Source organism: Gluconobacter albidus, from assembly GCF_002005485.1.
Lineage (GTDB): Bacteria > Pseudomonadota > Alphaproteobacteria > Acetobacterales > Acetobacteraceae > Gluconobacter > Gluconobacter albidus.
In genome coordinates this window covers 2,957,501-2,972,770 of sequence record NZ_CP014689.1, presented here as the reverse complement: position 1 = coordinate 2,972,770, position 15,270 = coordinate 2,957,501, and the positions used below count along the sequence as shown (strand labels likewise).

The 15,270-nt window shown below is 51.7% G+C and carries 12 protein-coding genes, 1 tRNA gene and 2 rRNA genes; 5 read left to right on the top strand and 10 right to left on the bottom strand.

Features of this window, described 5'->3' with window-relative positions; genetic code table 11:
• The first annotated feature begins 236 nt into the window (after positions 1-236).
• Complete coding sequence (locus tag A0U94_RS13640) at positions 237-1,157, top strand: LysR family transcriptional regulator (protein ID WP_077803679.1); 921 nt, start codon at positions 237-239, stop codon at positions 1,155-1,157.
• Positions 1,158-1,187: 30 nt separating this feature from the next.
• Here the strand turns inward: A0U94_RS13640 and A0U94_RS13635 are convergent, their stop codons facing one another.
• The 5 genes from A0U94_RS13635 to A0U94_RS13615 all read right to left on the bottom strand — a co-directional run bounded on the left by A0U94_RS13635 (position 1,188) and on the right by A0U94_RS13615 (position 4,681).
• Positions 1,188-1,598 carry a DoxX family protein gene (locus tag A0U94_RS13635; RefSeq protein WP_086649690.1) on the bottom strand — a complete coding sequence of 137 codons (411 nt, stop codon included), beginning with the start codon at positions 1,596-1,598 and terminating at the stop codon, positions 1,188-1,190.
• 210 nt (positions 1,599-1,808) lie between these two features.
• The gene (locus A0U94_RS13630) at positions 1,809-2,387 is read right to left on the bottom strand and encodes a YceI family protein (protein ID WP_077803999.1); all 579 of its coding nucleotides are present in this window, start codon (positions 2,385-2,387) and stop codon (positions 1,809-1,811) included.
• Positions 2,388-2,391: 4 nt separating this feature from the next.
• Entirely contained in the window at positions 2,392-3,003 is a 612-nt protein-coding gene (locus tag A0U94_RS13625) for a cytochrome b (RefSeq protein ID WP_077803678.1), read from the bottom strand.
• Positions 3,004-3,008: 5 nt separating this feature from the next.
• Entirely contained in the window at positions 3,009-3,626 is a 618-nt protein-coding gene (locus tag A0U94_RS13620) for a YceI family protein (RefSeq protein ID WP_077803677.1), read from the bottom strand.
• Between the two features lie 146 nt (positions 3,627-3,772).
• Positions 3,773-4,681: a LysR family transcriptional regulator gene (locus tag A0U94_RS13615; RefSeq protein ID WP_077803676.1), complete on the bottom strand. Its 909-nt coding sequence runs from the start codon at positions 4,679-4,681 to the stop codon at positions 3,773-3,775.
• A 118-nt stretch (positions 4,682-4,799) separates the two neighbouring features.
• Between A0U94_RS13615 and A0U94_RS13610 the strand changes: the two genes are divergently transcribed.
• The 3 genes from A0U94_RS13610 to A0U94_RS13600 all read left to right on the top strand — a co-directional run bounded on the left by A0U94_RS13610 (position 4,800) and on the right by A0U94_RS13600 (position 7,777).
• The gene (locus A0U94_RS13610) at positions 4,800-5,927 is read left to right on the top strand and encodes an alkene reductase (protein ID WP_077803675.1); all 1,128 of its coding nucleotides are present in this window, start codon (positions 4,800-4,802) and stop codon (positions 5,925-5,927) included.
• 13 nt (positions 5,928-5,940) lie between these two features.
• Entirely contained in the window at positions 5,941-7,176 is a 1,236-nt protein-coding gene (locus tag A0U94_RS13605; protein ID WP_077803674.1) for an MFS transporter, read from the top strand.
• Between the two features lie 175 nt (positions 7,177-7,351).
• Positions 7,352-7,777 carry a hypothetical protein gene (locus tag A0U94_RS13600; protein WP_208611651.1) on the top strand — a complete coding sequence of 142 codons (426 nt, stop codon included), beginning with the start codon at positions 7,352-7,354 and terminating at the stop codon, positions 7,775-7,777.
• 84 nt (positions 7,778-7,861) lie between these two features.
• Here A0U94_RS13600 and A0U94_RS13595 read toward each other — a convergent pair whose 3' ends face one another.
• Positions 7,862-9,433 (bottom strand): TolC family protein, encoded by a 1,572-nt coding sequence (locus tag A0U94_RS13595; RefSeq protein ID WP_208611710.1) that lies wholly within the window; start codon positions 9,431-9,433, stop codon positions 7,862-7,864.
• A gap of 306 nt (positions 9,434-9,739) precedes the next feature.
• Complete coding sequence (locus A0U94_RS13590) at positions 9,740-10,825, bottom strand: hypothetical protein (RefSeq protein WP_077803672.1); 1,086 nt, start codon at positions 10,823-10,825, stop codon at positions 9,740-9,742.
• A 504-nt stretch (positions 10,826-11,329) separates the two neighbouring features.
• On the opposite strand from A0U94_RS13590, the gene bfr reads away from it, so the two are divergent.
• Positions 11,330-11,818 carry a bacterioferritin gene (bfr, locus tag A0U94_RS13585; RefSeq protein WP_062028124.1) on the top strand — a complete coding sequence of 163 codons (489 nt, stop codon included), beginning with the start codon at positions 11,330-11,332 and terminating at the stop codon, positions 11,816-11,818.
• A gap of 213 nt (positions 11,819-12,031) precedes the next feature.
• On the opposite strand, the gene A0U94_RS13580 is transcribed toward bfr, so the two are convergent.
• From A0U94_RS13580 to A0U94_RS13570, 3 genes are all read right to left on the bottom strand, one after another.
• Positions 12,032-12,108 (bottom strand) — tRNA-Met (locus A0U94_RS13580).
• A gap of 50 nt (positions 12,109-12,158) precedes the next feature.
• Positions 12,159-12,273 (bottom strand): 5S ribosomal RNA (gene rrf / locus A0U94_RS13575).
• An 87-nt stretch (positions 12,274-12,360) separates the two neighbouring features.
• Positions 12,361-15,096, bottom strand: a 23S ribosomal RNA gene (locus A0U94_RS13570).
• Positions 15,097-15,270 lie beyond the last annotated feature (174 nt).

Below are 15,270 nucleotides of genomic sequence, written 5' to 3'. Positions count from 1 at the left end.
ACCTGTATTTTTAGGAAGTCAGTAACGACACCATGTTTTGTGCCCGACATGAAACTTAGGCTGCGGAATGAGAGACTTATACAGAAATAATAGAAATAAATCGTTTCCGTTTTTTCTATTTGTTATTTGTCCTGATTTCGAAACGTCTATCCCTATGTAGCAATCCCTGTCCCGGCATGACGTTCGATCAAAAATATGGAAATACTGCCTGACGTTCAGTTCTGAGGATTGCTGTTATGAGACTGCCGGATTTCGAGGCCTGGGCCATTTTCGCCAAAGTTGCCGAACGTGGTTCCTTCGTGCGCGCTGCGGAAGAGCTTCAGCTTTCCAAACCAACGATCTCGAAAGCCATCAGCCGTCTGGAGCAGTCTCTGGGCGTTGCGCTGTTCAGCCGTAATTCCCGTCAGATGTCCGTGACGGAAACGGGCCGTATGCTGCTTGGACACGCCAACCGGATACTCGCTGAAGCGGAAGCTGCTGAAAGCGAGGCGCGCGGAGGTACCCATCGCCCCTCAGGCCTGATCCGGGTCGCCGCTCCCATGACTTTCGGAATCAGACATCTCTCGCCCGCACTTCCGGCCTTTCTTGAGCGATATCCGGATATCGACATCACCGTGGATTTCAGCGATTCCCTCGTCGATCTCGTGGCTGAAGGCTATGATCTGGCCTTAAGGATCGCATCTCTGGCGGATTCATCCCTGCGAGCTCGGCATCTCTGTGGAGTACGCCTGCTTCTGGTCGCAACTCCGCATTATCTGGATCGTATCGGACGCCCGGCGCATCCCCGTGACCTCGAAGGGCAAAAAAGCTTCGTTTACACAAATACCTCCGCCCCCGGTACGCTGCGCCTCACATCCAAAAAAACCGGTGAGGACTATGTTCTGTCGCAGGCTTCACGCTTTAGAGCCGATAATGCGGAAGCTTTTCTGCCAGCGCTGAAAGCGCATCTGGGGTTCGGTCTGTTTCCGGAATTCATGGTCTGGGATGGCCTGCAGGAAGGGCAATTCGAACAGATCCTGCCGGACTGGGATGCCGCGAGCATTGCGCTTTATCTCGTGACATCCAGCAGCACGCTCCGCCCCTTCCGGGTCAATGCCTTGATGGAACATCTGGTCTCGGCATTCGAACATCCGCCCTGGGCCAGAACAACCGCATAGGTTCCAGCAAACCCGGTCAAAATTACGCTCTCATCGACGCAGGGCGTCCACAGAGAAACGACCGGATCCTGAAGCCGCAAGAGCGAGAAGACCACCTGCGATACTGAAATTCTTGTAAAAATGGATCCACATATCGTAACGGGCCACCCCGTCGAACGTCCAGTAATGATGCCCGATGAAAGCCGTAACGATGGTATAAATCGCTAGTAAAAGAGAGAGCGGTCTTGTCAGGAAACCAACGACGAGCGCCAGACCAATCCCCAGTTCGGTGACGATGGCAATAATGGCGGACACAGTCGGAACCGGGGCGCCCGTGCTGGCCATATACCCTACGGTTCCCTCAAAGCCCGTCAGTTTGCTCCATCCCATCAGCACGAACAGAAGGGCCAGAAGAAGACGTGAGGCAAAAAGAACCTGATCGCGCGGAAAGGACGTGTTCATCGGTTTGTCTTTCATGTTTGAAAGTATCTGACATTCGGTCGGAGATTTGATGCATTGTTCTCCTAAACCGCTGATGTCAGTTTTATCCTCGCCTCGGACATCAATAAATGGAAATGAAAGAAACTATCTGTTTCCTATTTTTTATTTATTGAGCCTCTGAAGACCCGCTCCGGAAACAATCGCATGATGCTGACAGAGCGGATAACGACGTCATGGATTCCCTGACGTCTGGTTTGCTGTGATATCAATGGTCACCCCGACCTGAAGGGCGACCCACTGTCCGGTAGCCCACGGTCCCTGACCAATACCAAAAGCGGAGCGGATCAGGTCAAGATGGCCTTTGGCGTGCGCTGTCGGACCGTTGATATCGAGTGTGAAAGGCAGAGTTTCGGGCCTGCTGACACCACGGATCGTGAGCGTCCCAACAGCTTCGTACGCATTGCCCCCTTTGGCCCGGAAGCTGCGGGCTTCAAACGTCGCGGTTGGGAAACTGGCGACATTGAACCAGTCACTCCCGGGCATGGCACCATCACGCTGCCTGTCCGCTGTCGTAGCACTTGCAATATTGATCGTGATTGTCGCATGCCCGTCTTCGGGATGAGCAGGATCGAGAGAAACGGTTCCGTCGAATTTTCCGAAATGTCCTGTAAAGGTATTGCCAGTCTGCGTTCCTGAAAAACCAATGATGCTGTGAGCAGGATCAATCGTCCAGTCTACGGCGAAAACAGGTGTCGCGGCCAAAAAGCTCATGGCAAGCGCTGAAAAGGCTGCTTTTTTAAAAAAAGCCATGATGTCAGTCTCCATGTCTGGAACCAGATTTTCTGCCTATGGCAGGAAGCATCTGTCGCAGAACGTGATCGTTCAGAAAGAAATGATGACGAAGGGCCGCGGCAACGTGCAGACCAATCAGCGCCAGCAGAAACCAGCCACCCCAATGATGAACGACTTTCAGTGTGGCTTCGACGGGCGGCTTGTCCTGCAACGTTGAAAGCACGGGCAGATCGGGCCAAGGAATGGTCCCATACAGAACGGTAGGAATCCCCAGAACGGACACCGACACCATCGCCCATCCACTCAGTGGCATGAGCATCTGCAGGCCATACAGGGCGGCATGCGTCAGATGGGCCCCCATGCGCTCGAAACCCTTCATGTCAGCGGGAAGTCCCGGCGCTCTGTGCGTCAGGCGCCAAACGATCCGCAGGGCAATCAGGATCATGACAGTAATGCCAATCGACTTGTGAAGCTGGTACAACTGGAAAACCCGCATCGGGTCGATAGACAGATGATCCATAACCAGTCCCAAAACGATCAGGGTCAGGATCCCCGCAGCGATCAGCCAGTGAAGGATGATCGCCACACCGGTATATCGCTTGATCCCGCGGCTCTGGTTTGCGGGCACGGCCATAGAACTCAGCCCTGCTTTTCAAAAGCGCCGGCGATCCGCAGCTGCACGGCATCGCTGACATACGGGACATACATCTTCACACCGAAATCGCTGCGCTTGATGGTGCCCGTGGCTTCAAAACCGATCGTATATTTCTTGTCGAGCGCGTTCACGCCTGCACCAATGAAATGAACCTTCAGCGTCTCGGGTTTTGTGACACCATGTAGCGTCAGATTGCCCGTCACAATGGCATCGGCCTTGCCCGTGCGTCGGACGGAGGTGGATTCAAACGTCGCATTCGGATACTGCGCGGCATTGAACCACTGGTCGCCCTTGAGTTCTTCGGTCAGCTTGGCGCTGGTCGTCTGAACCGATCCAACCGGGATAGTCACGGAAAGATGGGACGCCGCAGGATTTTTATCATTAAGATCCAGCGTACCGGAAACATTCGAAAAAACGCCCTGGTAGTTCGTGAAACCAAAATGCAGGACTGAAAAACCAACCTGTGTATGGCTGGATTCGACGTCATAGGTGCCGGACTGAACCTGCCCCGAATCCGTTACGACCTGAGCCGATGCCGGATGGGGAATGCCGGATGCAAAAGTCAGAGCGACTAGGGAAAGCAGGAAAAAAGAGGATTTCATGTCGGGAATCTCTGGTCAGAATGAAGAAGCAGGGACAGAGAACCAGGCCCCCGGAAGAGCCTGTCGTGCATCCTTGTTGACCCGAGAATTACGCGAGACGAATTGAGCAATAAATAAAAACAACAGAAACTCATTGTTTCCTGATTTTAGTGCATGGAACGCGGCACCATTTCCAGGTCTCCAATCACTCCCGCTACAAAATCCGAGAAAGCCCGAGCCTTGGCGCTCGTCAGCCTGCCCGAAGGATAAACCACCCACAGATCAACAGGCGGCAGGGACCAGTCTGTCAGGCAGCGCACCACCGTTCCGCACTCCAGTTCCGGCCGGAACATCCAGTCCGCCGCAATGGTCAGGCCCAGATCTGCAAGTACGGCGGCCCGGATTCCTTCAGCCGCGCTCAGGTTCAGGCGCGGTCTCAGGGTTGCGGTCATCTCCCTTTCCTGCTGGCGGAACGTGTATCTGACCCCATCATCCCGCGCATAAGTGACAGCCTGATGCAGACCCAGGTCTTCCGGCGTCTCGAGAACAAGGGACTGTTCCAGATACCGCGGCGTTGCGAGAACGGAACGGCGCCCTCTCGCAAGGCGCTTTGCAATCATCGTGCTGTCATTCAGAGGCCCCACGCGAATGGCAACATCTATCCCTTCCATCACGAGATCCACCCGCCGGTCATCGAGTTCAATATCCATTTTCAGTCGGGGATGCTCCTTCAGAAACTCTCCAAGACGGGGCACGATCTGAATGCGTCCGAAGGTTGTCGGAACCGCCACCCGGAGCCTTCCCTGCAAACTGAGCGTACTGTCACGTGCAGCAGCATCCGCGTCCTCTGCATCGGACACGATCCGGACAACATGCTCGAAATAACGCTGTCCTGCATCGGTCGGTGTCAGACCATGTGCGGAGCGCAGAAGAAGCTGCACACCCAGCTGCCGTTCAAGCTGGGCGACGGCCTTCGAGACCGCCGGCTGCCCGAGATGCATCAGCCGCGCCGCAGCGGAGAAAGAGCCACTCTCAACGACCCGTACAAAAACGGTCATGGCCTGCAGACGATCCATTTTAGTATTCCATTATGGAATTCTATTTATACTGGAATAACGACTGCCAATCCAATGCGGAAATATCCATCCTCTGGAACACGGCGCCGATGGCGCGTTTCACACAGGACTGTTTCCCATGGCCGATCTTCTCTTTTCCCCGAAATTCGTAGGCCCCATGCGGCTTGAACACCGCATCATCCTGGCGCCCCTGACCAGAATGCGCTCAAGCATCGGCAATCTGCCCAACGACCTGATGCTCGAATACTATACCCAGCGCGCCACGCCGGGCGGTCTGCTCATTTCCGAGGCCTCTCCCGTTGCCCTGACGGGATATGGTTTTGAACGTGCCGCCGGAATTTACGATGACGCACAGATCCCCGGCTGGAAACGCATCACGGATGCGGTCCACGCCAAAGGAGGACGCATGTTCCTGCAACTATGGCATGTCGGCCGTCAGTCCGCCCGCAGTCTCCAACCCGGTGGCGCGGCACCTCTGGCCCCCTCCGCCATCAGGGCGGATGGCACGGCATGGACGCTCGACGGCCCGGTCCCGTACGACACCCCCCGCGCTCTGGAACTCAATGAAATCTCCTCCCTGATCGAAGCCTACCGTCAAGCCGCAACACGAGCCCTGCAGGCAGGATTTGATGGCGTGGAAATCCACGGCGCCAACGGCTATCTGCCCGATCAGTTCCTGCAGGACGGCACGAATACCCGCACCGACGCCTATGGTGGACCGATCGAAAATCGCGCTCGTTTTCTTCGGGAAGTTACTCAGGCTGCCATTGACGTATGGGGTGCCGATCGCGTCGGCGTACGCCTCACCCCCAGTGGATCTTACGGGTCGATGTCCGATAGCAACAGACACGCCACATTCAGCTATGTCGCCTCGATGCTGCAAACCATGGGCATCGCCTATCTGCATATCGTGCAGCCAAGGATCGGCGCCGATGCGGAACCCGACCCGGTCGATGTGTCTGTCCTGCGTCCGCTCTTTTCCCGAACCATCATCGCGGCAGGCGGCTTTACGAGCGAAAGCGCCGAAAAGCTTCTGGAATCTGGCGATGCAGACCTGATTGCATTTGGACGCACCTTCATCGCCAACCCGGATCTGGTCCTGCGGCTACGGAATCACTGGCCATTAAACCGATATGACCGTTCAACATTCTATGGCGGTGATTTTCATGGCTATACGGACTATCCGACATTCAGCGATGAAGAGAACGAACCGTCAAACCTCTCATCTCGGCCGACAATCAGATAAGGTATTTACCGTGATGGACGACGCATCCCTTCAGAATTCCGCAATACGCGCTTCCGGAGCAGGTCGCAAACCGGCAGCGCCTCTTTCCGGATTTCTGACGCTGGGAATGGCTGTTGCGGCCGGTGTTGCGGTCGCCAACATCTATTACAACCAGCCCATGCTGGGCGTCATGCAGCGCGACCTACCCGGCCCCTTCACAGGCCTTATCCCAACCGTTACCCAGCTTGGTTATGCCGCAGGGCTCTTCCTTCTTGTTCCAGTAGGCGACCTTCTGGAACGCAGGCGGCTGATCGCCTGCCAATTCATGCTGCTGTCTCTCGCCCTCGCAGGAGCAGCTTTGGCGCCCAGTGCCGCCATCCTGCTTGTCGCCTCCCTTGCCGTGGGAGCCATGGCAACCGTGGCACAGCAGATTGTCCCGTTTGCCGCACACCTGTCTTCTCCTGAACGCCGTGGCCATACAATTGGCATCGTCATGGCGGGGCTTCTGGGCGGTATCCTGCTAAGCCGGACCCTGGCAGGCGTGGTTGCGACATATTCCGACTGGCGCGACATGTTCTGGCTGGCCGTGCCGATTGCTCTGGGTGCCGGAGCCCTGATGGCCTGGCGGCTACCCACGAACCGCCCCGCCGATACCAACCTCAATTACGGACAACTGCTGGTGTCCTTAGGCGGATTGTGGAAGGAATTCTCCGCCCTGCGCCTCGCCGCTCTCACGCAGGGCTTTCTGTTTGCTGCTTTCAGCGTTTTCTGGACGACGCTTGCCCTCCGCCTGCAACAGCCCCGCTTTGGCCTTGGGGCTGATGCCGCGGGCCTCTTCGGTATTGTCGGAGCAGTTGGAATTCTCGCCGCGCCCCTTTCTGGGCGGATCGCAGATCGGCACGGTCCCCACCGGATCATCATTCTGGGGGCAGCATTGACACTTGTGGCGTGGATTATCTTCGGTTTGTGGACCTCACTGGCCGGCCTGATCGCAGGCGTCATCGTGCTGGATTTTGCGATCCAGAGTGCTCTCATTTCCAACCAGCATGTTGTTTACGCGCTGCGCCCACAGGCCCGCGCACGACTGAACACGATCTTTATGGGCACGATGTTTCTGGGAGGGGCAGGCGGCTCGGCTGCGGCGATCTGGACATGGCAACCATATGGCTGGACTGGTACCGTCATGCTCGGCATGGCACTGGCCCTGTCAGCCACCCTGCTTCAGCTGCACGGTCAAACGCTGTCAAAAAAGCAGCCTGAACAGATATAACATTCGAATATTATTTCCATTCCGACAAAGAGCTCTAGCCGGTCGGTTTCCAGGCATTTTTGCAAAAAACCCTACCTACCGGGAACTTTGGAACGGCTTTTACATAAATATCGATGCCGCAATATCAAGATCGGCACGGCAACAGATACATGAATTTATTTACGGAGACTTAATAATGAAGAAAACCTTTTTAGCCTCACTTGTTTGTATGGCTGCACTTTCTGCCTGCGAATCCCCTCAGCAGATTGCCACTCAAAAAGACGATCACCTCGCTGCGGCAGGATTTCTGTTGAAACCCGCCTCAACGCCACAGCAGATTGCCATGCTGAAGAAACTCCCAGCGCATCATTTCGTGCGCCGGATACACGGCAACACAGTCACCTATGTCTACGCCGATCCAACAGTCTGCGGGTGCCTCTATGTGGGGAATCAGGCCGCTTACGGTCGCTACCTTGCGTACCAGCAGCAGCAGAGCATCGCCAACGAACAGCAGACGACCGCAGAAGACTATCAGGATGCTCAATGGAGTTGGGGAGACTGGGGCCCCTGGGGAGACGGCTTCGGCCCGGACTATGGTTTCGGCCCGGGTTGGGGCTGGTAAAACCCAGTCAGCATAATATTTATGCGATAAGCCCTCATGAACATGAGAGCTTATCGCTCAGAAAACGACCCAGCCTGACAAACCCTAGCCTAACGAACCCGTTCCAAAAGCCAGCCCCGCAGCCGCAATCAGCGCGGCATAATAAGCATCCGATCGACTGATATTGGCATCCAGAAGCCCATTCTGCGCCAGTTCAGCCTGCGTCACTGATCCAGTTCCCGCGCGATAGGACACCAAAGCTGCATCAAAATTCGTTTGTGACGCCACACGAAGTTTGGACGCCGCCTCGTAGGCCTGAAGGCTTGTATGAAGGGCATTCTCTGCCAGAACGATCTGCTGAACCGCGCCATTCACTGTCTGCCGAAGCGTGGCTTCTGCGCTGTCTTCCTGATCCTGCGCACGTTTGACAATGGCAGAGCGCAAACCACCATCAAAAATAGGAACGCTGATTCCTCCGAGAATCAAGGTGCTGAAACGATTTCCCGAAAGATTGAGCGTTGGAGAAACACTGTCGCTAGCACTCGGTATGGAGGTCAGGCTTGTTTGCCCTGTTGAATACGCCACGTTACCCGTCATAAAAACACTTGGAAGAAATGCTGCCCGTGCTGCAGAAATACGGCTGTGAGCAGAACGCGCTGCCGCATAGGCAGCCAAAACATCCGGGCGACGCCCGACTGCCTCCTTCACCACCTCGTCGCTCAAACGCACGTCTTCCAGCGACAGGGAGCGGCCGGATACATCTTCAAGATTGAGATGCGAATTCGTTGAGACACCCATATTGTTGAGTAACGCGAGATAGGTGTTCTGTTCCTCACCCTGGGCCTGCACAAGACGCAGATTAACCTGTGCGGTAACCTGCCGTGCCTGTGTGACATCCATAATTGTTCCCTGCCCCTGCTTCAGCCTTGCTTCTGCTGCTGCTTGAACATGCTCTGCATTTTCGAGAGATATTTGTAAAAGTTGGGCGCGAGTAGATGCCGCCGCATGTGTATAAAAAGCAGTTGTGACGCTATAAATTATTTTCTGATGAACGCCAGTAAAAAGAACGTTCGTGGCCAATTGCGCCTGACGTGCAGCGCCAATCAATGCTTCTCTACGCCCAAAATCAAACAGCAACCAACGCAACCCTACAGTCTGCACTTCCGCAGTGCCTGAACTGTGCCGCCTCGGAGTACCGTTAATACCGATAGACCCATATTCATCTGTATCAAGAGACGCATCGGTAGTCTGACTTCTTGCCCGAGACCATCCCCCTACAACGGTTGCTGTCAATGTGGGTAGATACGTACTTTTAATAATTCCAACAGCCAGCGCAGCATCCCGCGCAGCATCCCAAGCCTTTCTTGTCTGCGGATTAGAAGATTGTGAAATATCAATTAATTCTGCCAAAGTATAAATTGATTTTTTTCGATCATCGATCAGTGGCATACTCCCCTGAACGATAGCATCTGGATTTGAAGGAAGAGTATATTTTCCTGGAAATGATAACTTTGATACTTTTCTTGCTTTCCCTGGAACAATCACACCTGCAGAAGTAACATTAGGCTGCCAAGGATGATCAGGAGCAGAGGGAGCAGTATCCAATTCGGAAGATGCACACCCCGATAAAATAATTGAAAATACAGTAATGAAAAATAATTTTTTCTTATGATTTATCAATTTAGTTTCTCCTGAATTATGTTTTATCCTTATAATATCAAGGTTAAAATTTATTATATTATATATTTCCCCATTTTCTCAAATAACTGTGCAAGCTGGATAAATCATATTCGCTTGTCGCTCTATTGCCAATCCAAGGCCTGCGCATACACATTTTCCGTCTACTTACAGGAATTTAAAGCCATTTGGGGAAAAGCTCGACAATATGGGTAGTCCGCCCGTCAAACGGGAACCGATCGCGAGCGGTACCAACCCACAAAGTAGAGAACGAGCGGAAAGAAGCCAGATATTAATTAGGTTTTTTTATTTATTTACAGGTATCGTTACAATTGCTCCCGAAGATTGAGTAGTCTTCGATAACTCTAAAAGCATTTGAGTGATTGTGAAAGCGAGCTTGCTTTTAAAATCTTGTCTATCAATCCAGTAATAATATCTATCATAATACACAGAAACAAATTGATTTTGTGGTTTTATTTTTCCATATTTGATATTTACAATGGAATTTTCTTTATCATCTATAGCTTTTGCCGTCCCTCCTGAAGATAATTCATCTTCAGGAATATTTATTTGGTATGCAATCTGCCCCAATATTGACAGCATGCTTCGGGATAAAATATTGATCTCCCCTGGCTTTGGAGTTCCAGAACCATATACAACCTCCATATGTTTGTATTCAGGAGAAAAATTCAATAATTTTTTGGTATTTTGCGTTATTTTTTCTAAATTAGGATTTTTTGTCGGGTATATATTTAGAAAAACATGGCTTGTTTCATAAGATTTATCTTTAATTTTTGGAGATTTTTGAAGCTGGATTTCCAACAATCCCGCGGCCTGAAGTAATCTTAGATTATGTATTAATTCAAAAAATTCCTCTATTTTATAATTATTATTACTATCCATATCTCCAGCATTTTTTGAAAATGGTCTGTTATTGCTCATTGAATTGATTGATTGAGCTGAAAGCTGCAACAAAACATCAATTGGCAACCCTCCCATAGCAAGAGGTAATAAGCTGGCTGGAGAAAGAGGACTCAAGAAGCTATGCGCGTAAGCATCTCCAGTAACAGGCTGAAACGTAAATGTTGGATTCTGCTGCAATTGCGCAGCTATTCCTCCATTTGGACGAATGGGGAATGTATCTGAAGCAACCCCCAGGAAAGCACTTTGCTGAAACTGATAACCTGAGATTAATTGTGTCGTGTCTAGAAGACCGGGAGTATCAGCATATCGCAGCCTGATAAGATTTTGCAGTGTTTGTCTTTTGTTAGATTCTATAATAGATATGGAATATTCATCCTGGTCCTTACCAAGCCTTTGGGAGCCAATATTATAACATCCCCCTAAAATTAAAGTGGAAGATATATAAATTGCTTTTTTAATTTTATACATTCGACAGTCTCTATGTTTTAGTATAATTAATCTTATTTAATTGAATAAATTATAATAATAAACAATATTTCCCTGTCAAGAATATTATTTGTTTATTGCAATAAGTATATTTTTGGTTAAAATAATAAAAATTTTCTCAGTCGGTTTGATTTTTCGCAGGAGTCTGCAAAAATGAATTATGAGCGCTATCTTTCACGTGACGAGGGAAATGCAGTCCAAAAACTTTCAGCTCCAAATTTCAATCCCTGTGTACGGCCGCAGGATGTATGACTATTGATTGAAATTATAGCCACTAATGTGAAACTGATTAGCCTATGAGAAAAACAGAGTACTGGTCGAAACAACGCGCCTTTATCACGGTTTGATGAATTTGAATGCTCGCTGGGCAGGCGTTTTGAAGAAATCCACTACAAAATGCCGCGGCAAGAATTCAGATTTCGTAGAGATATAATTTTCTTTTATGAGCTTTTTTCGATAAAATTTTATTTTTAGGGAGTCTAGAAAATGGCTATTAAAGATCCGGTGGTTATCGAGCATCTCAATACGCAGCTCACAAATGAACTGACAGCAATCAATCAGTATTTTCTTCACGCCCGAATGTTGAGACACTGGGGAGTGACTCATCTCGGCAAAAAAGAATATGAAGAGTCTATTGAGGAAATGCGTCATGCAGATTGGCTGATCGAGAGAATCCTATTTTTGGGTGGTTTGCCAAATGTGCAGCGCCTGAATTCAATTCTCATTGGTCAAACAGTTCAGGAAGTTCTCGAATGTGATCTGAAGCTCGAAGAGAAAGCCATTCAGGATCTTAGGGAAGGTATCGCTTACTGTGAAAGTGTACGTGATTATGTTTCACGCGATTTGCTTTTAAAGATTCTTGTTAACGAAGAAGAGCATGAAGATTTCATTGATCGGCAGTTCGATTTAATCAAACAGATTGGAATTGAACGTTATATTCATAAAAATTCTGCAGCTGCTCCCGATCAGGAGTAAGCACATATTTTTTCAGGCAACTCGGTATCGTCCGGGTTGCCCTTTATGCGACGAGGCGTTGAGAGACATGATCAGCCTCAAGGCTAAAAGAAGAAAAGAACTACCCATTAACAAACATGTTTTGAGCCTACCTGCTATTCCACGGTCTAAGCTTAGTCCACGAAGCGAAACCCCGCCTGGTCATTGACCTGGCGGGGTTTTTGCGATTTCAGATGGTTGCGGGGGCAGGATTTGAACCTGCGGCCTTCAGGTTATGAGCCTGACGAGCTACCGGGCTGCTCCACCCCGCGGTGGTGTTTTTGATGTTGGGGTATTTTTTGTGGTGTGAGTGGGCTGGGGGACCTGGCGGCGACCGACTTTTCCGCACCTTAAGGTGCAGTATCATAGGCGCTGAGGGATTTCACGGCCGAGTTCGGGATGGGATCGGGTGTAGGGCCCTCGCAATGGCCACCAGGTCTTCCAGCCCACCCTGTCTTTTGAGAGAGGGTGGAGGTTGGTGCGTTTTTATGAAGAGAGTGTGGCTGATTTCTGTGCATGTGTTTGATGTGAGAAGTATGAGCGATTAGGACCGGTTAGCTGCATGCATTACTGCACTTTCACACCCGGCCTATCAACGTGATGGTCTCTCACGGCTCTATGAGACCTAGTTTTGAGGTGGGTTTCCCGCTTAGATGCTTTCAGCGGTTATCCCGTCCATACTTAGCTACCCGGCTGTGCCACTGGCGTGACAACCGGTGCACCAGAGGTATGTTCATCCCGGTCCTCTCGTACTAGGGACAAATCCTCTCAAGTCTCTTACACCCACGGCAGATAGGGACCGAACTGTCTCACGACGTTCTAAACCCAGCTCACGTACCACTTTAATCGGCGAACAGCCGAACCCTTGGGACCTGCTCCAGCCCCAGGATGTGATGAGCCGACATCGAGGTGCCAAACCTCCCCGTCGATGTGGACTCTTGGGGGAGATCAGCCTGTTATCCCTAGAGTACCTTTTATCCGTTGAGCGATGGCCCGTCCACGTGGGACCACCGGATCACTATGGCCGACTTTCGTCTCTGATCGAGCTGTCACTCTCACAGTCAGGCGGGCTTATGCCATTGCACTCGACAGCCGGTTTCCGACCGGCCTGAGCCCACCATCGCGCGCCTCCGTTACACTTTGGGAGGCGACCGCCCCAGTCAAACTGCCCACCATGCAGGGTCCCGGACCAGGCTTACTGGTCTCGGTTAGACATCAGAAAAATTCAGGGTCGTATTTCAAGGATGGCTCCACCGGTGCTGGCGCCCCGGCTTCAAAGCCTCCGACCTATCCTACACAGAATGTCTCTGATGCCACTGCAAAGCTGCAGTAAAGGTTCATAGGGTCTTTCCGTCTGACCGCGGGTACCCCGCATCTTCACGGGGAATTCAATTTCGCTGAGTCGATGCTGGAGACAGTGGGGAAGTCGTTACGCCATTCGTGCAGGTCGGAACTTACCCGACAAGGAATTTCGCTACCTTAGGACCGTTATAGTTACGGCCGCCGTTTACCGGGGCTTCAATTCAGTGCTTGCACACCTCCTCTTAACCTTCCGGCACCGGGCAGGCGTCAGGCCCTATACGTCATCTCACGATTTCGCAGAGCCCTGTGTTTTTACTAAACAGTCGCTACCCCCTGGTCTGTGCCACCCAATCATGGTTGCCCACGGTTGGGTCTCGTTTATCCCGAAGTTACACGAGCAATTTGCCTAGTTCCTTCAGCATCGTTCTCTCAAGCGCCTTGGTATTCTCTACCAGTCCACCTGTGTCGGTTTCGGGTACGGTCTATACGCCAGAGCTATTTCCTGGAATGATTGAAAAGCCTGTTCAATCCGTTAAGGACAGACAACATCTCTCATTCGTCACTTCTGGCAGGCCCAGTAATATTAAACTGGTTCCCATCGACTACGGCTCTCGCCCTCGCCTTAGGGGCCGGCTCACCCTGCGTGGATTAACCTTGCGCAGGAACCCTTGGACTTTCGGCGACAGTGTTTCTCGCACTGTTTGTCGCTACTCATGTCAGCATTCGCACTTCCGATATCTCCAGAGAGGGTCACCCCGTCTCCTTCGCAGACTTACGGAACGCTCCGCTACCGCGCATTCAAAGAATGCACCCACAGCTTCGGCACGTGGCTTGAGCCCCGTTACATTTTCGGCGCAGGGTTTCTAATAGACCAGTGAGCTATTACGCTTTCTTTAAAGGATGGCTGCTTCTAAGCCAACCTCCTGGTTGTTTTGGAATCCCCACATCCTTTCCCACTTAGCCACGATTTAGGGGCCTTAGCTGGTGGTCTGGGCTGTTTCCCTCTCGACAATGGACCTTAGCACCCACTGTCTGTCTGCCGGGCTATACTCCTGGGTATTCGGAGTTTGGTTAGGTTTGGTAAGGCTTTGGGCCCCCCTAGCCCATCCAGTGCTCTACCCCCCAGGGTAAACACCCGACGATCTACCTCAATAGATTTCGCGGAGAACCAGCTATCTCCGAGTTTGATTGGCCTTTCACCCCTAGCCACAGCTCATCCCCGACTTTTTCAACAGGCGTGGGTTCGGCCCTCCAGTGCGTGTTACCGCACCTTCAGCCTGGCCATGGCTAGATCACTCGGTTTCGGGTCTTCTGCCAGCAACTCATTCGCCCTATTCAGACTCGCTTTCGCTACGCCTACACCTAACGGCTTAAGCTCGCTGCAAACAGAAACTCGCTGACCCATTATACAAAAGGTACGCCGTCACCCCATAAGAGGCTCCGACTGCTTGTAGGCGTCCGGTTTCAGGTCTCTTTCACTCCCCTCATCGGGGTGCTTTTCACCTTTCCCTCACGGTACTTGTTCGCTATCGGTCACTAAGGAGTATTTAGGCTTGGAGGGTGGTCCCCCCATGTTCAGACAGGGTTTCACGTGCCCCGCCCTACTCGAATCCTCATCAGAACACTACGCATACGGGGCTATCACCCATTATTGCCGGACTTTCCAGACCGTTTTGCTTCTTCCTGATCAGGCATTGGCCTGCTCCGCGTTCGCTCGCCACTACTAGCGGAATCTCTGTTGATGTCTTTTCCTCCAGGTACTGAGATGTTTCAGTTCCCCGGGTTTGCCTCATACACCTATGTATTCAGTGCATGATCCTCTTGCGAGGGGGTTGCCCCATTCGGACATCCACGGATCAAAGCCTGTTCGCGGCTCCCCATGGCTTTTCGCAGCGTACCACGTCCTTCATCGCCTCTTAGTGCCAAGGCATCCACCGAACGCCCTTCTCATTCTCACACCATTCTTTATCCGAAGACAAAGACACATGCACAGAAACCAGCCACACCATAAAGATGCTGCCGACTTCCGCACTTATGCGGTGTCAGTCACACTTTTCTTCACGCTGTCTGAATGTGTTCTCCATTTCCTTAACGTCCCTTCAAAGCCTAAGCTTCAAAGCAACGGGTCAGAC